At 43.4% G+C, this 21,883-nt stretch carries 15 protein-coding genes and 1 tRNA gene; 6 read left to right on the forward strand and 10 right to left on the reverse strand.

Annotated features, from left to right (window positions below; all coding sequences use genetic code 11):
* Positions 1 to 47 precede the first annotated feature (47 nt).
* Positions 48 to 1,340, reverse strand: coding sequence for a UDP-N-acetylmuramoyl-tripeptide--D-alanyl-D-alanine ligase (locus GKS34_RS06135; protein ID WP_163383930.1), 1,293 nt, complete (start codon positions 1,338 to 1,340; stop codon positions 48 to 50).
* Positions 1,341 to 1,519: 179 nt separating this feature from the next.
* On the opposite strand from GKS34_RS06135, the gene GKS34_RS06140 reads away from it, so the two are divergent.
* A complete protein-coding gene (locus tag GKS34_RS06140) occupies positions 1,520 to 3,652 on the forward strand; it encodes an FG-GAP-like repeat-containing protein (protein WP_163383931.1) in 2,133 nt (710 codons plus the stop codon).
* Between the two features lie 3 nt (positions 3,653 to 3,655).
* On the opposite strand, the gene GKS34_RS06145 is transcribed toward GKS34_RS06140, so the two are convergent.
* Genes GKS34_RS06145 through GKS34_RS06160 form a run of 4 tightly spaced genes read right to left on the reverse strand, consistent with a single transcriptional unit; the run spans position 3,656 to position 6,204 of the window.
* On the reverse strand, positions 3,656 to 4,447 hold the full coding sequence (locus tag GKS34_RS06145) for an amidohydrolase (protein ID WP_163383932.1): 792 nt from the start codon (positions 4,445 to 4,447) through the stop codon (positions 3,656 to 3,658).
* A 37-nt stretch (positions 4,448 to 4,484) separates the two neighbouring features.
* Entirely contained in the window at positions 4,485 to 5,036 is a 552-nt protein-coding gene (gene def, locus GKS34_RS06150) for a peptide deformylase (protein WP_163383933.1), read from the reverse strand.
* The gene (ruvX, locus tag GKS34_RS06155) at positions 5,033 to 5,446 is read right to left on the reverse strand and encodes a Holliday junction resolvase RuvX (protein WP_163383934.1); all 414 of its coding nucleotides are present in this window, start codon (positions 5,444 to 5,446) and stop codon (positions 5,033 to 5,035) included. The genes def and ruvX overlap by 4 nt, the downstream gene beginning before the upstream one ends.
* Positions 5,446 to 6,204 (reverse strand): hemerythrin domain-containing protein, encoded by a 759-nt coding sequence (locus tag GKS34_RS06160; RefSeq protein ID WP_163383935.1) that lies wholly within the window; start codon positions 6,202 to 6,204, stop codon positions 5,446 to 5,448. The genes ruvX and GKS34_RS06160 overlap by 1 nt, the downstream gene beginning before the upstream one ends.
* A 176-nt stretch (positions 6,205 to 6,380) precedes the next feature.
* On the opposite strand from GKS34_RS06160, the gene GKS34_RS06165 reads away from it, so the two are divergent.
* Together GKS34_RS06165 and GKS34_RS06170 are read left to right on the forward strand one after the other, a co-directional pair.
* Positions 6,381 to 8,012: a S41 family peptidase gene (locus GKS34_RS06165; RefSeq protein WP_163383936.1), complete on the forward strand. Its 1,632-nt coding sequence runs from the start codon at positions 6,381 to 6,383 to the stop codon at positions 8,010 to 8,012.
* Between the two features lie 153 nt (positions 8,013 to 8,165).
* Entirely contained in the window at positions 8,166 to 8,564 is a 399-nt protein-coding gene (locus tag GKS34_RS06170) for a VOC family protein (protein WP_163383937.1), read from the forward strand.
* 63 nt (positions 8,565 to 8,627) lie between these two features.
* Here GKS34_RS06170 and GKS34_RS06175 read toward each other — a convergent pair whose 3' ends face one another.
* Positions 8,628 to 10,580, reverse strand: a complete 1,953-nt coding sequence (locus GKS34_RS06175) for a M1 family metallopeptidase (RefSeq protein ID WP_163383938.1) — start codon at positions 10,578 to 10,580, stop codon at positions 8,628 to 8,630.
* Between the two features lie 248 nt (positions 10,581 to 10,828).
* On the opposite strand from GKS34_RS06175, the gene GKS34_RS06180 reads away from it, so the two are divergent.
* Positions 10,829 to 12,661, forward strand: coding sequence for a TonB-dependent receptor plug domain-containing protein (locus tag GKS34_RS06180; protein WP_163383939.1), 1,833 nt, complete (start codon positions 10,829 to 10,831; stop codon positions 12,659 to 12,661).
* A 221-nt stretch (positions 12,662 to 12,882) separates the two neighbouring features.
* Positions 12,883 to 12,957, forward strand: a tRNA-Val gene (locus GKS34_RS06185).
* A 128-nt stretch (positions 12,958 to 13,085) separates the two neighbouring features.
* On the opposite strand, the gene GKS34_RS06190 is transcribed toward GKS34_RS06185, so the two are convergent.
* On the reverse strand, positions 13,086 to 14,567 hold the full coding sequence (locus GKS34_RS06190) for a Do family serine endopeptidase (protein WP_163383940.1): 1,482 nt from the start codon (positions 14,565 to 14,567) through the stop codon (positions 13,086 to 13,088).
* 289 nt (positions 14,568 to 14,856) lie between these two features.
* On the opposite strand from GKS34_RS06190, the gene GKS34_RS06195 reads away from it, so the two are divergent.
* Complete coding sequence (locus GKS34_RS06195; RefSeq protein ID WP_163383941.1) at positions 14,857 to 17,355, forward strand: mechanosensitive ion channel domain-containing protein; 2,499 nt, start codon at positions 14,857 to 14,859, stop codon at positions 17,353 to 17,355.
* Positions 17,356 to 17,421: 66 nt separating this feature from the next.
* On the opposite strand, the gene GKS34_RS06200 is transcribed toward GKS34_RS06195, so the two are convergent.
* The 3 genes from GKS34_RS06200 to GKS34_RS06210 are packed head-to-tail and all read right to left on the reverse strand — an operon-like array spanning position 17,422 to position 21,883.
* On the reverse strand, positions 17,422 to 19,980 hold the full coding sequence (locus GKS34_RS06200) for a sodium:solute symporter family protein (RefSeq protein WP_163383942.1): 2,559 nt from the start codon (positions 19,978 to 19,980) through the stop codon (positions 17,422 to 17,424).
* Positions 19,981 to 19,985: 5 nt separating this feature from the next.
* Positions 19,986 to 20,996: a Gfo/Idh/MocA family protein gene (locus GKS34_RS06205; RefSeq protein WP_163383943.1), complete on the reverse strand. Its 1,011-nt coding sequence runs from the start codon at positions 20,994 to 20,996 to the stop codon at positions 19,986 to 19,988.
* Between the two features lie 17 nt (positions 20,997 to 21,013).
* Positions 21,014 to 21,883 carry an SMP-30/gluconolactonase/LRE family protein gene (locus tag GKS34_RS06210; protein ID WP_163383944.1) on the reverse strand — a complete coding sequence of 290 codons (870 nt, stop codon included), beginning with the start codon at positions 21,881 to 21,883 and terminating at the stop codon, positions 21,014 to 21,016.

Consider the following 21,883-nt stretch of genomic DNA (forward strand, 5'->3'; position numbering starts at 1 on the left):
AAAAAGGGAAAGACTTCAAAAATTTAACCGGTAAAGTTGGTGAAACATTAGATAAAATCCATAAGCATTTCCAGTTTCATTCCCCGGCTGCCCTTGATCAGAATCTGATAGTCCTCCAGGGAAGAATCCTGAAGCCAATTTCTCAAGGAAAAAGGGTCCGGGAAGTACAGTGCTTTGGGTACCTTCGGTAAGGCATGATGTATTTGTTCGCCGGTCAGGCAGACCTTATCCAGTGGCATCCTTTGCAACAATTCTCCTAGTTTTTCATGTTCTTCCCTGGTATGGGCGCCCAACTCTAACATGTCGCCGAGAATTACCATTTTATAACGGCGCTTATTCAGTTTTTCAAAAGCTTTAAGGGCTTCTTCCATACTGGAAGGATTAGCATTGTAGGCATCCAGAAAAATCCAATTACTCCTTTTTTCCATAATCTGGGAGCGCATGTTGGCAGGGACATAGCCTGCCGCTGCTTTGGCAGCTTCCTCGGCCGGAACACCAAAAAAAGTACCTACGCAAATGGCGGCTGCTATATTATCAAAATTATAACTTCCTATCAGACCGGAAGTATAGGACTGCGAATCCCTTCCAACGCTAAACCTCACGTAAGGATCTGCATCCAACATGGTTACCGAACAAAAATCATCCGTGCCCGGAAATAATACCGGATCTTTAAACCGTCGGATCATTTGCGAGAAAACCTGCTGTCTTGTATTGATAAATACCGTCCCTTCTGATTTCCGAAGAAACTGGAAAAGTTCGGTTTTGGTCTTCAAAACACCTTCCGGGCCTCCCATCCCTTCCAGGTGGGCTTTCCCAATATTGGTAATCAATCCATGGGTTGGCAAAGCGATTTGACATAGTTCTGCTATATCCCCCTGTTTATTAGCTCCCATTTCGATGATTGCCATTTCTGTTTCAGCTGTAATACCCAACAAGGTCAATGGAACTCCGATGTGGTTATTCAGATTGCCCACTGTCGCATGTACCTGAAATTTACGCGACAAGACCGACTGCATTAATTCTTTGGTGGTGGTTTTTCCATTGGACCCGGTAAGGCCAATGACGGGCACATCGAATTTTTTTCTATGAAAAGTAGAAAGGTCCTGAAGCGCTTTCAGCACATCTTCTACCAGAAAATACTGCTCTCCTGCCACTACTTCCGGATCGTCTACGACCACCAGAGAGGCGCCACGCTCCAAAGCCCTTGCTGCGTAACGATTCCCATCAAAATTCGGTCCCTTGAGGGCAAAAAACAGTTCCCCTACTTGTAGTTTTCGCGTATCCGTACAGGCTCCTTTTGCTGCCTGAAAGTGGCTGTACAATTGTGTAATCTTTTCCATTGCTGGTTCTTTGCTTCCAAATGCTAAAAATTAGGGATGTATAGCTCCCCTTTCAGGCAAAAGTAATATATCCGTTTTCAATTTTTATCGTTAAAGAACAAAAATAACTATAATAATGGCTGGTAAACCATTACTTTCACCTCCAAGCTTAAAAACTACCAACAGACACCAAACTCTTGATGCGTCGAACGTACCTACTCCTTTTTCTGGCAATAGGGCTTGTAATAAAGACCCAGTCCCAGGATGTATTTCAGATAGATTCCAACATCCGGGTTATTTCCACCGCTGAAGAAGAGCTAACCATGCCTTTTGCCGGAGGCATCAACGCCGCGCAATTCCAGCAATTTGATTTGGATGATGACGGAGTGGAAGAATTGGTAATTTGGGATATCAATGCGGGGAGAATTCATGCGTATGAGAAAACGGATACCGGGTACGGGTATTTTCGCGGAGCGGAATACTATTTTCCGGAGGACGTCAATGGCTTTCTGCTGCTGACAGACTTTGACCAAGACGGGAAAAAAGATTTGTTTACCGGTTCTCCCTTTGGTATCAAGGCATACCGAAACACTAGTACCGGCGAGGGGCCATTTCCTAACTGGGAAGTGGCTGAAGAGTTCCTAAGGCTGGAAAACGGGTCCAATTTGACGGCAAATATACTGGATGTACCACTGATCGAAGACCTGGACGGGGACGGAGACCTGGATGTACTCACATTTAATTTTGCTACCGGGGATTACCTGGAATATTACCGAAATTCCAGTGTAGAGCGCAGCGGAGCACCGGGGATTGACGGTTTTGCCTCTGCCGTAAATCGATGGGGAAATTTTGAGTTTTGCGGTTGTGATGCGATTAGTTTTGGAGTGACCTGTGGCGGACAGCCCATCACTGAGAATTTCCCTCCGACCTCGCTCCGTACCATGCATTCCGGAGGCCATACCCTGCTTTATCAGGATTTTAATAAAGATGGGACCAGAGATTTGCTCATCGGCCAGGATTTGTGCCAAACCCTGTATTTTCTTCCAAATAAGGCGACAGACAACGAGCCTCTTTTCGAAACTTTTTCCAAATCCCTTCCGGATTTTGGCACTTTACCTGAATTTCCGATTTTTCATAGTGCATTTCCTTTAGAAGAAAAGTTGGTAGTTTCCAGTCATTCTTCAGAACCTGCTCTAAATAGCGGAGCAGATTTTTCGGAAAGCGTGTATTTGCTTCAACCTGGCCAGTCAGACCCCGTTGAAACTTCGGCTTTTTTACAAGAGCAAATGTTGGATTTTGGAGAAAATTCTCGTCCCTACTTTACAGGAAATAGATTACAGGGAAATTTATATGTAGGTGCGAACCTGCTTACCAATAAAGGCGTTCAGGGCCGGATTTTTGAATTTGAGCTGAAAGATAATACCCTTCGGCTGATTAACGATGACCATATGGAATTGTCAAAAACGACCGTCCTGGAACCGGGGTATCAGCAATTCACCAATGCCTCTGGCAAAGCATTTCATGTCCTCAGTGTAGAAGTATATACCAATCAGATTCCGGAGAAAAAACTATGGATTTCTCCCTTTTCCTCTCCTGAAGAAAGAATAGAGATTTCATTGCCTGAATTCACCTTGCGGGGATCAGATCAGGTATACCTGTTTCATGATTCGAGGGATAATTACCTACTATTGGCCCGTCAAACGGGGGAATTGGTTTTGTTTTCAATCTCCGGTGACATCGTTCCGGAGGTAAAACTACTGGAGCGGGAGTTTCTTAATTTTGCGGATAATCCGGTAAGCAGAAACCTTTCGGTAGCTGTGAGTTCCGGTCCCCAGCCCCATTTGGTGGCCATTGATCAACGGGGAGTATTGTACGCTGCGGCGGATATTTTAGGAATGCCGGAAATCACTCCGGTTTCCATTCAGGTAAAGGAGCAGACCTTTGAAAACACCCGATACGGTAGAAATACCTGGCTCAGTTTTGTCCCGGGACTATTGGGAGAGGAAGCCGACCTGATCGTAGGGAACCGGGCGGGAGGGCTGGAATATTTAAGCAGGATTCAGAATCCCGATAATGAGTTTCCCGAACGTATGGATGCATTGGTATTTCCGAACCCCAGCAATGGAAAAAAGATTCAATTGATTGTCAATCAACCTAACGTAATCTTGTCGGTCTATGATAGCAACGGAAAGCTTATAAAATCGGGCTTTGAACTTACTGAAAACGAAAGAAATGAAATTGAACTCTGGGGTTTCCCTCCGGGATTGTATATGTTGGAATTTGTTGCTCCAAACCATCCAAGGCTTTACAAAAAGCTGTGGTTGCGCCGTTAGGCATTATTTTAAAATGAAGGTATCCGAATCTTTCCAGGCAGGAAATTTCTTTCTGTATTCGATAAGCGCGTCGCCCTCAAGTGTAACTCGAACAATTCCCTCTTTCTCTCCCCCGCTGGCCAGGCAATTCCCCTTAAAATCATAGGCTGCGGAGTGGCCACAATAATTTACTCCGTTTCCATCCTGACCGACACGATTGACACCCACGCAATAAGACAGGTTTTCCACCGCTCTGGCTTGCAGCAAAATATCCCATGCCTGAACCCTGGGAGCAGGCCATGAAGCCACATAGAAGATCAGATCGTAGTCCATAACCCCCTCCTTGGAGGCCTGGTTTCGGGACCAGACCGGGAATCGTAAGTCGTAACAAACCTGCGGGCGTATCTTCCAGCCCTTCAGCGAAAAGAACTCGTTTTTGGTGCCCATCGAATAAAAGTCGTCTTCGTCAGCCATTCGAAACAAGTGTCTTTTATCGTAACAGGATACTTTTCCACCGGGTTCGACCCAAAGCAGGCGATTATAAAAGTCCTTCCCATCTTTGATAATTATACTTCCGGTAACTACTGCACTCATTTGCCCAGCCATTTGCTGCATCCACCGGGTACTGTGCAAGTTCATCGGTTCAGCCTGACTAGCGGTATTCATGGTAAAGCCTGTCGTAAACATTTCGGGAAGGACCAATAGGTCGGCTTTATCCTCCATACGCCATATTTTCTCCTCAAACATGGCCAGGTTGGCCGCAGAATCTTCCCAATGAAGCTCGGTTTGAAATAAAGCTAAGGTAATATTTTCCATAAACGGATCACTACTAATAAATAAGTACGACGGCCTGTTAGCCGGGATAGACCATGCGGTAGTCAGTAGGAACTTTTCCTTTGCTGATATCCATTAATTTCCCTTTAACCATCCGTTTTTTTAACCCCTTGAGGTAATCAATAAAGAGAATCCCTTCCAGATGATCGTATTCGTGCTGAATCACCCGGGCGGTCATGCCTGAAAATTCCTCCTCTTTCAGATTCCAGTTTTCATCAAAATACTCAATGGTCAATTTTTCGGGACGAGTAATCTCTGCGCGTACTTCAGGTATACTCAGGCATCCTTCTTCAAAAACATATTTATCACCGTATTCATCCAGAATGATGGGGTTAATAAAAGCTTTTCTTACTCCCTTTTCAGTGTCACCCTCATCCAGCATCAAACTGCTATCGATTACGAACAAGCGGATTCCCTTATTTATTTGAGGGGCGGCCAGCCCTACTCCGCTTGCCAATCCCATGGTCTCAAACATGTCTTTGACTAATCCTTTTACATCGTCACCTTCCTGAATTTCTTCGGCTTCTCTTTTCAAAATAGGGTTTCCATACGCGACTATGGGATATATCATTTCTTTTCCAGGTAAGTTTGTAATATAATGGCAGCACTTATTTTATCCAGATTGCCAGCCTTTTCTCTTCTGTCCTTTTTTCTGCTTCCCATTTCAATCATGGTTTGCATAGCTAATTTGGAAGTGAAGCGTTCATCCACCATGATTACCTCGACTGCTGGATAGCTTCGTTTTAGTTTTTTTTCCAGAGCCAGCACTGGCTGGGTCATTTGGGTATCTTTCCCGTCCAACGATTTTGGAAAACCAATTACTATGGCTGTAACCTTTTCCTTTTCCAAATATAATTTCAAATAACCCAACAAATTATGAGTTGGGATAGTTTCCAATGGATTGGCAACCATGCCCAGGGGGTCAGTAACGGCAAGACCTGTTCGCTTAGTCCCCAAGTCTATGGCCAGTATCCTGCCCATCAATTACTTTTAATTTGGAGGGTGATTTTACGCTTAACTTCTTTTTCCAACTCAATTGCTTTGGGGAAAAGCAGTTCATTTTCAATTTTTGCATGGATTTTCAGCTCTTTTTCCAACTGCTGCAATTCATGGAAAAGAACTTTCAAAGACACCGTAGCACTAACAGGTATCTGGTAATCATTGGTGAGTTTCCGTATACCCTCCATTTCATCGTCATGGGCTTCGTGATCAGAGGCCATGATCGCAATTGAAGGCAGGGTGAATACCTGAATGGCCTCTGCAAGTGGTAATACAGCAGCATCAATATCCTGTAAAAGGTCAATTCTCCGGAATAGGGTATCTTCTTCTTCGTGGATATGGTGTATAAAATCATCCACAAAAAGAGGAAACATCAACCTTAGGTCCGTCATCAGGTTTTTGTGTCCCGTAGCCAATTCGATCCCGTCCACCATACTTGACAAAAAGGGAAGGGCTTGCCGCACAAAATACCGGTGCTTTTTCTTTAGGTAACCCACTACCAGCTCAATGGGGTGCAGGTATAATTCTTCTTTGGTAGGCTCCTTTCTGGACGCCCAGTCTTCCAGGGCTGCTATCACCTGTGCGGGATTTACTTTATGAGCCTGACAAGCCTCTTCCAAGGAATGCGTTTCATGCTGAAAAAAACTAATTCCAAAATAATGCAATACCCCCGCCAGAATGTGGTTTTCACTGACTAGATCCGCTACGGATTTTTTATGGTTGTCTTCAAAGGGATGCATGGTTACAAAATTAAAATAATTTAACGTAAAAAAAGGGATGTTGCGGCATCGATTTGAATTTAATTGCGTTAATTTAAACGAAACGCATTCAATGCATGTTTAATTGTATATTCGATTAAAATCAATTAAATTAAACGATGCATTTCCTTGCATAGTAAAAATAAAACCGAGACAACGTGAGTATAGAGAAAAACACCAAAGCACAGATCAGACTTCCCCTATTTCTTGCACTGGGTATTTCAGCAGGAATTTGGATAGGAGCTACCTTTGCAGAACCCAAAACAGACAGGAATGATTTAAAGTCGGCTATTTACAAGGTGCAAGAAATCATTACCTATATCAACAGAGATTACGTGGACAGTGTGGACACCAACGAGTTGGTGGAATTTGGCATAGAAAAAATGTTGGGAAAGCTGGACCCACATTCCAGCTACATTCCTGCCGAAGATGCCGCTTTAGCCAAATCCCAATTGGAAGGAGAATTTGATGGAATTGGAATCGAATTCGGTATTTTAAGAGATACCATTTACGTTGTTTCACCTCTTACGGGAGGACCATCCGAAAAAGTCGGCCTATTGCCGGGCGACCAGATCGTAAAAGTAGATGGTGAAACGGTTGCGGGCACCGGGGTTACCAACCGGGACGTTTTCGATCTATTGAGGGGTCCTAAAGGGAGTGAGGTTGTGATTGATATCAAACGGAAAAACGAATCCGACCTGCTCGAATACAAAATTATCAGAGATAAAATCCCTCAATACAGTGTCAATGCTTCCTATATGATTGACAATGAAACCGGGTATATTAAGATAACTCGATTTGCTGCCAATACACACGAGGAATTCCGATCGGCTTTACAGGAACTTAAAGGAGAGGGAATGGAACGCCTAATTCTGGACCTTCAGGGCAACCCCGGAGGATACATGGGGGCAGCCATTAACATCGCCGATGAAATCTTAAGTGATAATGCAGTTATTGTATCTCAAGAGGGCAAACTCAAACGCTACAGTCAAAAAGCAAGGGCTATACGACCCGGAGCCTTTGAAGATGGTTCCGTGGTAGTACTTGTAAACGAAGGAAGTGCTTCAGCTTCAGAAATTGTTGCCGGTGCCTTACAAGACAACGACAGAGGGTTAATTGTGGGCCGAAGGACTTTTGGAAAAGGGTTAGTGCAGATGCCCATAGATTTGTCGGACGGCGCCGAGTTGAGGCTCACTATAGCCCGATACTATACCCCATCGGGCAGATCCATTCAAAAGCCCTATGGTGAAGATGAAGAAGAATATGCCATGGATTATTATAACCGCTTGGAGCATGGAGAATTTTTCAATGCTGATAGTATAGAATTTAACGATAGTTTGAAATACGAGACAGTAAAAGGAAGAACCGTGTACGGTGGTGGAGGGATCATGCCAGATTACTTTGTCCCGCTGGACACCAGTATGACTAGTTCTTATGTAAGTAGATTATTTAGCTCTGAATCCTGGAGAGAGTTCATTCTGGATTACCTGGATACAAATAAACGAACGTTCGAGAACATGTCCTTTGAAGAATTCGACAACGATTTTAACGTGTCGGATGCCATGCTGAATTCCTTGGTGAAAACTGGAGAGAAATACGATGTTACTTACAACGAGAAAGATTTTAATAAATCGAAAGTTTATTTGAAAATACTTCTCAAAGCTCACATGGCTCGAAACATCTACGATGATAATGCCTTTTATAAAGTTATCAATGATATCAACGAAGTTTATCAGCAAGCAATTAAATTGTTGGACAAAGCGGAAAACCTGGCATTTTTCGACGAATAATCTAGGATAACATTTAAAAAAAGCCAGGAATTGCCCTCCTGGCTTTTTTTATTTCTTAGATTTGGTGTTGTACATTAATTTGAACAACACCCAAAAGCCATGAATCAGAAAAGCAGTATTGCTTCGGTAATCATTTTATTAATTTTCATTTCTATGAACGCATACAGTCAAACCAAAATCAATCATTTTGCCGTGTATGCCAAAGACCTCAAAGAAAGTAGCAAATTTTACGAAGAGGTTGTGGGCTTGACTACTATTGAGGAGCCTTTTAAAGACGGACTTCATGCCTGGTATGACATAGGGTATGGGCTCTCCATGCACCTCATTGAACGGGAAAAGCCTTGGAAGGAACCGGTAATAGACAAAACAAATCATCTTTGCTTTAGTGTGGAAGACCTGGAAAGTTTTATTGAAAAACTTGGCCGGCACAACATCCCCTTTGAAGATGCCGTAGACAACAAGGGCAAAATTAACATTCGTCCGGATGGAGTTCGGCAAATCTACATTCAAGACCCGAATGGATATTGGATTGAAATCAACGATGAATACTAATCAAATCTCAATAAAAAAGGCTGAACCAAACAATGGTTCAGCCTTTTTTATTTGTTGGGAAAACTATTCATAAATAGCCGCTGGCCAGGAATCATTGGCAATATTTACATCTGGAAGCAATTTATCCGGATCAATCTCTACTTTCGTTACATTTTTCTCCGATCGGTGCTGGTAATTCCATCGATCTCCTCGCTGCCAAATTTCGACAGGGAGCATGACGGTCTCTTTGGACCCATCTTCGTACGTTAAGCCTAGTTTTACAGGCATGGGTACTTCTCCTTTGTTTGAAAGGATAATCACCTGGTCGTTTCCGTAGGACACCACACTTTCGATGGCCAAATCAATATTGCCGGTGCCGTAAAACCAGGATTTCCAAAACCAGGATAAATTTTCACCTGCCACGTTTTCCATGATGTTAAAAAAATCACTGGGTTGTGGGTGCTTGTAGGCCCAGGCTTCAATATAAGCCTTAAAAGCGTTATCAAACCGCTCCGGTCCTAAAACGTACTCCCGAAGCATGAGCAACCCCATGGCGGGTTTCATATAAGCAATCATGCCTAAATTAGAAGTATTGGCCACATCGGGATAGGTGTCGATGCCTTCTCTCTCTGGATTGGTAAGCCAATTTACATAACGACGGGTCTGTTCCAAATTGGATCCATATTCTCCATCATTAAAAGCTTCTGAACTGTAATGATTGATAAAGGTATTGAACCCTTCGTCCATCCAAGCATACCTTCTTTCGTTCGTACCTACAATCATGGGGAACCAGTTGTGCCCAAATTCATGATCTGTCACTCCCCAAAGAGATCCCTCTGTACTTTTATAACTGCAAAAGTTCAAGCCCGGATACTCCATCCCATTGATATCGGCAGCCACGTTTACGGCTACCGGATAAGGGTATTCGTACCATTTTTGAGAATAATGCTCTATGGATGCCTTGCTGTATTCAGTAGACCTTCCCCAGGCCTCCTGGCCATCACTTTCTTTAGGATAAGCGCTTTGTGCCATGGCCTTTTTCCCACTCGGTAAGCGAATCATGGACGCGTCCCAGATAAAGGCTTTGGATGAAGCGAATGCCACATCCCTGGCATTCTCAATCTTAAAATGCCAGGTACTCGTTCCTTCTTGCTTAGGACGGGTAATTTCTGGTTGAGTTATCTCTTCGGGCCGAACCAAATAAACCGTTGTATCGCTATTGCCTGCTGCTTCCATTCGCTCCTGCAATTCATTGCTAAGCACCTCCTTTGGATTTTGAAGTGCTCCGGAACCTACCACAATGTGGTCGTAGGGGACCGTCACTTTGTACTCAAAATCACCATATCCAAGGTAAAACTCTCCAGCCCCGAGATACGGCTCAATATTCCATCCTACCACATCGTCAAACACGGCCACTCGCGGATACCACTGTGCCAAGGCATAAATGGTGCCGTCTTCCACTGCCAGTCGGCCCATCCGGTCCATTCCCTTCTCAGGTATTTTAAACTCAAAATTCATGGAAACGCTGGCTTTTCCTCCATTGGCTGAAATAGGCTCATCGAAAAAAACCTGCATGCGAGTATCATTAATCAGATATCGTGAAGAAGGGTTGCTTCCCCTTTTGTCCAATTGAGCAGATACATTGCTAATAGCATATCCCCCATCCATATCTCCTGAATAGCGATTTCCTTGAATAGGTGTAGTTAGGGAGCCTCTTGAATCTGCTTTAAACCGATTCTGCTCCAAATGCAACCAGATGAAAGGCAGGGAATGCGGGCTATTATTGGTATAGGAAATGACTACCCTCCCCGCCAGAACGTGTTCCGTTTCATCCAGGCTAACTTCAAGCAGGTAATCCGCCCCGTTCTGCCAGTACTCAGGTCCCGGCACACCTGATGCCGAGCGGTAGGCAGAGCCTCGTTTGTACATAAAGTCATTGAAATCTTCCTGGTTATTTTCGGTCTCCTGAGCCGACAACAAATTGGCGGAAAACAGGATTATCACAACCAGCCATTTACCGAAGTGCGTATTCGTCATAATTTTTCTTTTTGCTAATTTAATAGATTTACGCAGAAAAAGAGAAAGATCCAACGCAAGAAATATCCATCGGAAACGAAGTGGTTTTCCCTCAATTTGTGTATTAAAAAAACCTTATTCGATATATTATTCTATTTTTCACTATCCTACTACCTCAATATTTTACTCGGATTAAAACTTCTTCTTTTTCTGATTTGTATTTTTGCTTTTTAGGAAAGTACTTTGGCCCACCTAACCTGAATCTACCAATGAAATATTTTCTCCTGATGTTCGTCTTTGCTGGAACGTTCATGCCGCTACTGGGGCAAGAAGACAGTGTTTCCCACACTCTGGATGAAGTCATTATTAAAGAAAACCGAATGGAAATTCCCTTTTCCAAAAGTTCACGAAACATCCATATTATCCACAGAAAGGCCATCGAAACCACTCCCGCAAGGAGCCTTCAAGAAATCCTTTCTTTCACTCCAGGCGTTGACGTCCGGCAAAGAGGAGTAAGTGGTGTGCAAGCAGATATCGGCATTCGTGGCGGGTCCTTTGAACAAACCCTGATGATGGTCAATGGGATCAAACTTTCCGATCCCCAGACCGGTCACCACATGGTCAATATTCCTGTTCCGCTAGCAGGAATTCAGCGTGTCGACGTACTCAAAGGTCCCGCTTCAAGAATTTATGGACAAAACGCGTATGCCGGAGCTATCAATATCATCACCGAACTACCCGAGAAGTTTAATCTCCATGGCAGTGTTTATGGTGGAGATTTTGGTATGCGGGGCGGAACCATTCAACTCGGTCTACCGCTGGGGAAATACAAACAAAGTCTGGCAATCTCCCATGATGGAAGTGAGGGTCATTGGTACAATTCCGATTACCGGATTACCAACCTTTTTTATGAAGGAGGATTTTCACTAACTCCTTACCAGGAAATAAAAACCATGATTGCCTATGCCACCAGAGATTTTGGTGCAAATGGATTTTATACCAGTTCTTTCCCCGACCAATGGGAAAGCATTCAAACTACCCTGGCTTCCCTAAGCCATACTTTTGAAAACGACAAAACCTACGTTCAAACACGTACCTACTGGAGAAAAAATCAGGATGAATTCAGGTTGCGTAGGTACGAACCTGATTTTTTTAAAAACCAACATACCACGGACGTGGTCGCCCTTGAAATAAACGCACGGAGGGAGCTCGCGGTGGGTACCCTTGGTTTGGGACTAGAAGGCAGAAAGGAAAGTATTGATAGCAATAATCTGGGCGAAAGGGACAGAACCCTAATGGGTGCTTTCCTTGAACATCGCCTTGAATTTGCGGAGAAGGGAGACATCCGAGCCGGGATCTATTCCAATTACTACTCTGAATATGGCTGGAAACATTTCCCGGGTGCAGAAGTGGGATACCAACTCCAACCATGGATTAGGGCTTACGCCAATTTTGGTAGCAGTTTTCGGATCCCCACTTATACAGATCTGTATTACCAAGGCCCCACCAACATCGGTAACGATAAGTTGGAGCCCGAAAAAGCCATGAATTACGAAGGGGGCCTTAAACTATTTAAAAAAGGAATTCAGGCTGAACTGGTTTATTTTAATCGGCATACCAAAAACCTGATAGAATGGGCCAGACCAGACGCTGACGCACCCTGGCAACCCCAAAATTTTAATGAGGTCGTCTTTCAAGGATTGGAAGCGGGCCTCCATTATTCTTTCGGGGATCAGGACAGAACTATTAAAATGGATGAAATCTCAATCAGTTACAATTACATAGATGCCAACCTGGTGGAACGTGAGGGTCAGGAAACGCAATACTCCCTAAATGCACTAAATCATCAGCTAATAGGCAGTCTTCAGGCTTCCTTTAAAGAAAGCCTGGAATTAACAGTGAAAAGCCGCTACATAGAACGAATGAAACTGGACCCCTATTTTCTTTTAGACATCAGGCTAGATTACAATCGCCTGAAAAAGGTGGGTTTCTTTGCAGAAATATCAAATCTAAGCAACACCGACTATATAGAAGCAGGTACCGTTCAAATGCCTGGAAGATGGGCCAGAGGAGGCCTTTCTGTTAATCTAAGTAAAAAATAAAAAGACAATACAAAAAAAGGCTTCAAAGTTTTGCATCAGAAAAATTTAAACATACATTTGCATTCCAATCTGGTTTAGACGAAACCAAATCAAACGTTTTAGATTTATTTTGACGACGATATATTGGGAGTTTAGCTTAGTTGGTTCAGCACATTCCGATGACCATCGGAAGGGTTGGGGGGTTCGAATCCCGGAAAAACCAATTGACTTATTGATATTTTGGGAGTTTAGCTCAGTTGGTTCAGAGCATCTGCCTTACAAGCAGAGGGTCGGGGGTTCGAATCCCTCAACTCCCACATTAAGCCTCCTTTCTGAGGCTTTTTTTTGTTATGCTTCGTTACTTTTTATCCGGTTTCCTGAAAGTAAAAAAAAAAAGGCTGTTCGAATTACAGAACAGCCTCTTTAATGTTTATTGCTTCAATAATTATAAGTCCAGCTCGTAGTAGGACCTTTGACCATTGGGATAAACTCCCAGTATGGTTACTTCTTCGCCTTTATAGTTTTTGAGTGCTTCTAACACATCTGCTCCACTCAGGATTTTGGTTCTGCCAATTTTGGTAATGATAAATCCTTCATTAACACCCGCTTCTCGCCAGGCTTCATTATCAATTACCGAAATGGATGCTCCGCCTTCCAGTTCAAGCCTTTCTTTAATGGTCGCATTCAAATCCTCAAAAATCACTCCTTCAAACGAGGTCGTTTTTGGTAATTCTTTAATGACGACTTTCGTATCACCAGAAATATTTTTCAAGGTAGCCTTGGTTGTCATTTCCTCTCCATCTCTCAAGAAGGTTACTTCCACCTGATCTCCTGGACGTTTTCTGGCAACCCTTTCCTGCAGAGCGGAAGTAGTGTACGTATCAAAACCATCTACACCGATAATGATATCGCCTTTTTGCAACCCGGCTTCTTCTCCCCCGCTGCCTTCGTTGACCTCTCTTATATAAACTCCTCTATTCACAGATACCTCTTCTCCGATGAATTCCTCCAAATCGGCATTAACATCCATAATGATTACTCCCAACAAGCCTCTTTGGACCGTTCCAAACTCAAGCAAGTCATCCATCACTTTTTTGGCAATCGCGCTAGGAACTGCAAAGGAATAACCGCTAAAACCTCCCGTTCTGGAAGCTATGGCCGTATTGATACCGATGATTTCTCCATTCAAATTCACCAACGGTCCTCCGGAATTTCCCGGATTCACAGCTGCATCAGTTTGAATAAATGATTCTACCTGGAGGCCACTCTCGTCCCGCAGAATACCAATATTTCTGGATTTAGCACTGACAATCCCGGCAGTAACTGTGGAGTTCAGCTCGTAAGGATTCCCTACTGCCAATACCCACTGGCCTATTTTAGCCTGATCCGAATCACCAAATGGAATAAATGGTAAATTATTTGCTTCTATTTTTAGCAATGCCAAATCAGTCGTTGGATCCGTCCCAACCACTCTTGCTGTAAAACGCCTGTTGTCTTCCAGGGTAACCTCTACCTTGGATGCATTTTCTATCACGTGATTGTTGGTCACGATGTATCCATCCTCAGAAATGATGGCTCCGGATCCGGAACTCCTTCCCTGTCTTGGCGGAGCTTCCCCTCTCGGAGACCGAAATCCGAAGAATTCTTCCATTGGATCCACGCCACTTTCTCTACTACCCATGGTAACCGTACTTCTTACGTGCACCACGGCCGGAGTTACCTGCTCTGCAGAAGCCACAAAGTTGATTCCTTCTGGAATCACAAATCGGTCATCTGCCAACCAATTAACGAAACTTGTGTCTTGTTTTTCTGTAAAATTGGTGGATGAGTCCTGGTTGTTTTGTAACAAACTGACACCCAATATGGCTACTAAACCACCAATAAGGGAAGCCAGGATCATTCCCAGGAAAAATTGTTTTCTATTCATTGTATACCTTTCTTTTAGATTACATCAATTATACACGACTTTTTTTGCAATTAGTTGCTGCCAAAACAATGCCACTACACTAAAATCAAATGATTTTAACAGCAATTAACATACATTCTTCTCTTAATGGTTCGAAACCAATAAAATGACAACTACTCAAGTCGATAAAACCCTTAGCGCTTCTTCTAAACAAAAATCTTGTTGAATTAAATCACCTGATCCGATATTTTTCTATTAATTTTAATTAAAATATGTCGGTTTTCCTTTTGCTCTACTTTCAATTCAACTTATGAGCACGCATACCTCCATCTTAGCAGCTACTTCAAAAAAAGTGAGGATAGTATACTACAGTCTTTTTTATTGCCTTTTTTGTATAATTAGTTCGGTTTCTGCCTTTTCCCAAAATAGTAATCAGCTTCTTGATCTAATCCCGGAAGTAAAAAATGACACTGTCAATCTGACTGACTCACTGGGAAAAGAACCGTTGAGTATGGGGCAACGCATCCAGCAGAACCAAAAATTCTTGAATACCTTGCAAGAAATACAGTCAAGGTTGCGGCAGGCTCAGGATACCTCCTTCCTTCAGGAAGAGCTTCCTGTCATTGAAATGGTACTCAATCGGATTCGCGAACAATCCCTGACGGAGCAAAGCACAGTGAATCTACGGTTTTTGAATGAATTGGAAAACCTGATTATTGGGTATAACCAACAAGTAAACAAATGGCAAGAAAGCATCAATAAAAGATCAACCGACTTAATTGATGCTGAAGAAAAGCTAACCAGAATTAACCAGGTTTTAAATGAGGATATAGGTAAGGGTGAACCGGAATCTTTGCAGGGCTATTCCCAGCAAAAGGAAGCGCTAGAGAAAAAGTTCCATACCGTAGACAGCCTGTACAGGATAAAGCGATTTGCAGGGCTTCGGATTCAGACGCAACTTTCCGGAATAAAAATTCAATTGGACGAACTGCTGGAGTCGGTACGCTTGCGACAAGCCGAATTCAGGCGGGATCTTTTGAAAAGAGACAGTCCTTACCTCTGGCAATCTCATGCCATTGCTTCGGAAAAACCATTTTCAGAGGTTATTCACGAAACCCTGATTCTCAACCGGGTGATTTTGAAACATTATCTGGAAACCAAGTATGGTTGGCTTATTTTTTTGATAGCTGCTTTTTTACTTATTTACTTCTGGATTCGAACTATGATTGAAAAAATCAGTCAAACCAAAGATTTTTCCAGCCTTATCCTTCAACGTAGCAAATACCTGAGGTATTCCCCCTTCTTGGGAACAGCCCTTATTCTTTTGACGGTTGGCCCGTACCTGTTTAGTTTCCCCCCTTATTTATTGATCCTAAGCTTTTTGTTTGGTAGCGTTTTGGTGACTACTTTTCTTATTCGTATAGTCCTCGATCGCCCTTCCATGGTCCTATGGTCGGTAATGGTAGTCTCCTTTTTGGTATTCGGGTCTAGTAATCTTATTACCCAATTGGCCCACCAGGAAAAATGGTACCTGCTGGGTTTCTCTATGGTGGGTATCATTATGGGAATTCAGCTTTTGAAACTGATCAAAGAAAAACAGCATTTGTTTCCAGTAAATTTACCCTACCTGATTTATTTTTTCCTTGCAATGCAACTCATGTCTATTGCGTTTCATATCATAGGAAGGTTTAGCCTGGGGAAAATATTGGGAGTTGCCTCCACACTCAGTACCATGCAAGGCATATCCCTATATGTATTTGTCCTGGTGGTTATGGAAGGAATTTATCTGCAATCCGAATTAAGTAAGGAAAACCAAAAAGACTATGCCAATTTCCTTAACTACCAAGCCATTTACAGTCGCTTAAAGAAGATTTTCTCCTTTTTGGCCTTGCTGATGTGGCTTTATTTACTGCTTGTAAATATATCTCTTAACCAAACCCTGGGAGATCAATTGATTACCTTCCTGCAGAAAGACAGATCATTTGGTAACACGAGTTTTACTTATGGGAGTATCTTAACCTTTTTTCTGTTGATTTGGGTATCTTCGGTACTCGCAAAAAACATTGCCTATTTCGCATCCATTCGTGACAATCAAAACCTGGAGCAGCGAGATAAACGCCTGGGTTCCTCCATATTGCTTATTCGGCTCGCCATTCTTACTATTGGCTTTTTCCTGGCAATAGCTGCTTCCGGTTTATCCCTGGATAAGGTAGCCATTGTATTGGGAGCTCTTAGTGTAGGAATAGGATTTGGACTACAAACCATTGTCAACAATCTTGTCTCGGGAATCATCCTTGCCTTTGAGCGCCCCATTCAAGTAGGTGACGCCATTGAGGTAGGAAACCGGTCTGGAGTAGTGAAGGAGGTAGGAATCCGGTCCAGTACCCTTCAGGCCTATGATGGTTCTGAAGTGATCATTCCAAACGGAGATCTCCTTTCACAGCATCTCGTAAATTGGACCTTATCGAATAAAAGCAGGCGGATAGAACTAATGATAGGAGTGGCCTATGGTACGGATCTAGAAAAGGTCCATAAAGTCATTGATAAAATTCTTGATCAAGAAGGAATTCTTTCTTTCCCTAAATCAAATATTTTCGTTCACAATTTTGGCGACAGTGCTGTTGAATTCCGAATATTGTTTTGGGTGGCCAATTTTGATCAATGGCTACAGGTAAAAAATCAAGTTCTTCGTGAGATCTACCAGGCTTTCGCCTCTGAAAAAATTGAAATCCCTTTTCCCCAGCGGGATTTGCATATTAAAACGGAACAACTCCAAAAAAAACCTCCCAATAATAAAAGCGAGGGGTAAAGGAAGAATAAACCAGCTGTTTTCTAAACTCTCCTTTCAGTTCCTGCTACTTTCTTTTTGAATAAATCATTTTTTTACAATGGATTTATAGGTAAAACCCTGGGGCTGGCTTTTCCCTTTGGGAAAAAGTAGACTGAAGGTATAGCCAATAAGCACACAACTTAAAACGCCGATAGCTCCATATAAATAGCCGTTTATGTCGGTAAACCTGCTTACCAGAAAGGTACAAAACGCACCTGAAATGGTGCCGATAATCACACCTGTTGCATTTGCCTTTTGGCTAAAAATGGCCAGCACAAAGACCCCAGCAAGGCTACCGCCAATCATTCCGAGCAGTTTTTGGAAAAGGTCAAAGATAAACCCTACCTCAGATACGGCTATCCACATAGCTGTAAGTGTACCAAAAACACCCATCACTACCGTAGTGATTTTCGCCAATTTCAGATATTCCCGATCACCCAGTTTTGCGTTGAAAAATTTATGGATATCGGTGATATAGGCGGTTGAAATACTGTTCATACTGCTATCCAGTGAAGACATGCTTGCGGCAAATATCCCTGCAATCACCAGTCCTGCTATACCAACGGGAAGCTCTGCCACGATGTAATAAGGCAGCAATTCTTCTGGGTTGACGCTTCCAATCTTATCGGGATTACTATAATAAAAAACATAAAGCACCGTCCCTAAACCAAAAAATAATAGTATTCCGGGCAACGTGATGATGCCGTTCGTCCAAAGGCTTTTAGCCGCTTCATCCTCATTTTTAACGGTGAGGTACCGCTGAATGACCACCTGATCGGAGGTATAAGAAATCAGGTTCAAAAAGAAAAATCCGATAATGGCTACCCAGAAAACCAACTGCGTATAATCCCACGACCAATCGATCAATTTGAATTTCTGGTGCTCCGTGGCCACCTGAAAAATTGTTCCCAATCCCCCTTCAATATTGGCAATAGCGATAAAAATGGAAAGCAATGCTCCTCCCAGCAATACCAAAACCTGAATCACATCTGTCCAGATTACTGCTTCCATTCCTCCCATTACAGTATACACCGTACTAAAGAGGCCCATGATTCCAATGCAAAGTAAAATATCCATTCCCGTGACGGATGAAATGGCAATTGCAGGGAGGTAGACCACCACCCCCATTCTGGCTAATTGCAACATAATAAAGGTCACGCTGCCAAGTAGCCGGACATGGATATTGAATCTAAGCTCCAGGTATTGGTAGGCGGTGGTGATGTTCAGCCTGCGGAAAAAGGGCAGGTAATATTTGATGATGATGGGCACAATGGCGAATATCATAAACGAACCCAGCGCCAAACGCCAATTGGTGGCATATACAATTACCGGTATGGCCATGAAAGTGATCGCACTTAGCTGCGTGCCATAGATACTCAAACCCGCTGCCCACCAAGGGATCCTTCCCCCTGCAAGAAAATATTCATCAGTCGTATTTTCTCTTTTAGAAAAATAAAATCCGATTCCCAACATACCGCAAAGGTAAATCCCTAAAGTAGTCCAATTAGCCCAACCAAAAGCATTTTTGGTTTCCATTCCCATAACCTTGGGCGATCTGACTCCAGGTCCTTTTTCTCCATTAGGTACGATCCAGTAACCCTTCCAAAAAGCCGTGGGTGCTGTCACCCTTGAAATACCATCCGGCATATCACCCATTTCTACCCATGTTTCAGCTTTGCTGTGATAGGCCAGCATTTTGTCTGAAAAACCAGGATGAGTAGAAGGATCTGTAAACCTCAAAGTTTCCTCATCCAATCCCCCGGGAATCAAAATATGGGAATTACCCATGCTAAAAGCAGGGGACGGGGCTGCCGCCACCCCTCTTGGTAAATCCTCCAGCTGTTCCCATTTCCCGTTAACGGACGAATCGCCGGGAGAATACCGATAAGCATCAATCAGCAACTGCCTGTCCAACCCTCCATCCTCGTTTTTCAGCAAATGGAAACCGCTAAAAACATAAAATTCTCCGTTGTGGCCGGCTGCTACTGCCTGAATCCTTGATGTACCTGGAAAAGCCGGCCCCCCCACCCATTTCATCTCTGATGGAGGTTGCTTCAAATCCAGTATGTAAAAGGAATCCTCACCAACCCCTCCCGGGCTTACCTGACCCCCTTGAATATAGACTACACCATCCACCACCGCTCCCGCCATGTTGGCCAGGGCCACAGGCAGGGAAGGGTAATTTACGTCTATTACAATTTCACCAGCTTGATAAGATATACTGTAAACCTTATCGTAATGTCCCTGCGCATCATTCCCCCCAATCACCCAAATTTTGTTATTGAAAGTGACCGAAACGCCATAGGCCAGCGGTTGTGGAAGGCGTTGCTCAGCCAATTGCCATACTTCATCCTTGTTTTCTAATAAATAAATGTGATCATACCAAATTTTCTCTCCTCCCTCCCATGGTCTCTTATTAGGAAAATTGGCTCCACCAGCGACCACCAACACGCCATTGCTCACCCCGGCAAACATCCCTGCATAACCTTCCTTGTCGGGAATGGAAGGCAGTTCTTTCCATTGAATTTCTTTGGCCGACAAACTAGTTACCCATACACTCATAAGAAAGAAGGCGATTGTCAATAAGGGTTTGATTGGAATCATTCGGGTTAATTTGAATTTGATTTAAAATTTATGGGTAGGGCAACTTCCTTGCCGGATACTGAAGAGGTTAAAGCGGCAAATAATACCTCCATTACATACAAACCGTGTTCTCCGGACACCTTGGGCTGCCGATTTAACTCAATCGCACGGGCAAAATCTTTCCACTCGGACTCCAGAGCATCCGCCATCCAGTTTTCGGTATAGGATTCAGGTAATAATTCCCATTTTTGGTTTTTCCCCAGATAAGTCCCCTGGGAATGACTAATTTTAATTATCCCATTTGCTCCATACAATTCTGCATCCACTTGATTCACCCCGTTTTGGAATCCAGAGAAATGTAAAGAAGCCTGCTGTCCGTCACTGAATTTCAAGATAATGATGCCGCCATCATCAACTTCATCCCGGTGAAAACGATTGGAAATCATCGCATATACCCCTCGCACTCGGGATGGAATCAAAGCACAAAGCAAATCCAGCTGATGAACTGCCACGGACAACAGGTACCCACCACCGGTGTTTTTCGTTAAGTGCCAATCCTGCCGCTCTGCATGTTTCCAAAAGGAAACCGAAGTAGCCCTCGCCATATGAATAACGCCCAGTTCACCCGCTTCCAGGTATTTCTTGGCTGCTACGAAGGCCGGGGAAAATTGCGCTACCTGTCCAAGCATCAACTTCACGTTGTTTTTTTCACAGGCATCATTTATTGCCAGACAATCCTCCCATGTAGAAGCCATCGGTTTTTCCAATAATATATGTTTCCCTGCACCTGCGGCTGTAATTGCAATTGTTGCATGGAGGTGATGCGGTGTAGCAATCAATACCGCATCGATGGTGGGATCCTCCAGCAGCTCTTTATAGTCCGTATATCCCTCTACACCATAAGTCTTCTTTTGATGGTTCAAGGCGAGAGGATCTCGTCTACAAATCGCCTTTAGCCGAAGGCTAGGTAACTTTCTTATGGCCTCAATATGCTTGACGCTAAAATTTCCTGCTCCAATAATCCCTATTGATATCATATAAGAAGTTTTTCGATTTACAAAAGGGAATACCCTTCAATTCCTACCTTCATTTTTGCCAGCCTTCCGGGACCCGGCTCTGCAATTCCTCCTGTTATCCAGATTTCATCCCCTACAAAACATAGATTACTTGTCAGGGGGATGCCGGAATCATAGGTTGCCAGAAGCTCTCCGGTCTCAGAAAGTACCTGAACAGCCTGCATCCCATAGTGGGCAATCCAAAGCCTGCCCTCCCTGTCCAAAGCCATCCCATCAGGAAGGTTGCCGGTTTCTGTGTTGTTTTTATTGAATGGCAGAGATGCAAAGACGGTCATATAATCGGCATCTTTAGAATGGGCATTTAAATCCACTTTTAAAATCCTGTTTTTATAACTTTCAGCTACCCATAAAACATTTTTTTTCTTTTGAAAAACGATGCCATTTGCGAAATCTATTCCCTTGGCCACGATTCTGGCTGATCCGTCCCACCCAACAAAATACACCATTCCTTCCTTCCTGACAGAATCCGTAAAATAAAAACCCTTGTCCGGATCAATAGCAATATCATTGGGGCAAAGAACCTGATGTCCTTCAATGGTTTCCGGGGAAACGCTACCCAATAGTTTTCCATTCGCACTGTATTTCAAAACGCAGGCAGAAAAACTGTCACATACCAAATGATCTCCATTGAGCAAAATGGCTTGCCCATTGGGTCTTTCTCCCTTCCCCCAAACCAATGAACGTCCACCGTGGAAACTTCGAATTCCCTTACCTGCCAAATCGGTAAAATAAAAGGAACCCTTATGATCAACAGCCGGACCTTCGGTATAGTATTTCAATTCGAGTATCTGCTCTGAATGAGTGGTTTTTGGGTCGGGAAGTGACTTTCTATCTGGGGTATGCATCAT

Source organism: Cyclobacterium jeungdonense (genome assembly GCF_010994275.1).
In the GTDB taxonomy this organism is placed as follows: domain Bacteria; phylum Bacteroidota; class Bacteroidia; order Cytophagales; family Cyclobacteriaceae; genus Cyclobacterium; species Cyclobacterium jeungdonense.

Bases quoted from the DNA above. Each gene is read 5' to 3' on its own strand.
- GKS34_RS06135 (WP_163383930.1), bottom strand. From the start codon at position 1,340: ATGGAAAAGATTACACAATTGTACAGCCACTTTCAGGCAGCAAAAGGA.
- GKS34_RS06140 (WP_163383931.1), top strand. From the start codon at position 1,520: ATGCGTCGAACGTACCTACTCCTTTTTCTGGCAATAGGGCTTGTAATA.
- GKS34_RS06145 (WP_163383932.1), bottom strand. From the start codon at position 4,447: ATGGAAAATATTACCTTAGCTTTATTTCAAACCGAGCTTCATTGGGAA.
- def (WP_163383933.1), bottom strand. From the start codon at position 5,036: ATGATATATCCCATAGTCGCGTATGGAAACCCTATTTTGAAAAGAGAA.
- ruvX (WP_163383934.1), bottom strand. From the start codon at position 5,446: ATGGGCAGGATACTGGCCATAGACTTGGGGACTAAGCGAACAGGTCTT.
- GKS34_RS06160 (WP_163383935.1), bottom strand. From the start codon at position 6,204: ATGCATCCCTTTGAAGACAACCATAAAAAATCCGTAGCGGATCTAGTC.
- GKS34_RS06170 (WP_163383937.1), top strand. From the start codon at position 8,166: ATGAACGCATACAGTCAAACCAAAATCAATCATTTTGCCGTGTATGCC.
- GKS34_RS06175 (WP_163383938.1), bottom strand. From the start codon at position 10,580: ATGACGAATACGCACTTCGGTAAATGGCTGGTTGTGATAATCCTGTTT.
- GKS34_RS06180 (WP_163383939.1), top strand. From the start codon at position 10,829: ATGAAATATTTTCTCCTGATGTTCGTCTTTGCTGGAACGTTCATGCCG.
- GKS34_RS06190 (WP_163383940.1), bottom strand. From the start codon at position 14,567: ATGAATAGAAAACAATTTTTCCTGGGAATGATCCTGGCTTCCCTTATT.
- GKS34_RS06195 (WP_163383941.1), top strand. From the start codon at position 14,857: ATGAGCACGCATACCTCCATCTTAGCAGCTACTTCAAAAAAAGTGAGG.
- GKS34_RS06200 (WP_163383942.1), bottom strand. From the start codon at position 19,980: ATGATTCCAATCAAACCCTTATTGACAATCGCCTTCTTTCTTATGAGT.
- GKS34_RS06205 (WP_163383943.1), bottom strand. From the start codon at position 20,996: ATGATATCAATAGGGATTATTGGAGCAGGAAATTTTAGCGTCAAGCAT.
- GKS34_RS06210 (WP_163383944.1), bottom strand. From the start codon at position 21,883: ATGATGCATACCCCAGATAGAAAGTCACTTCCCGACCCAAAAACCACT.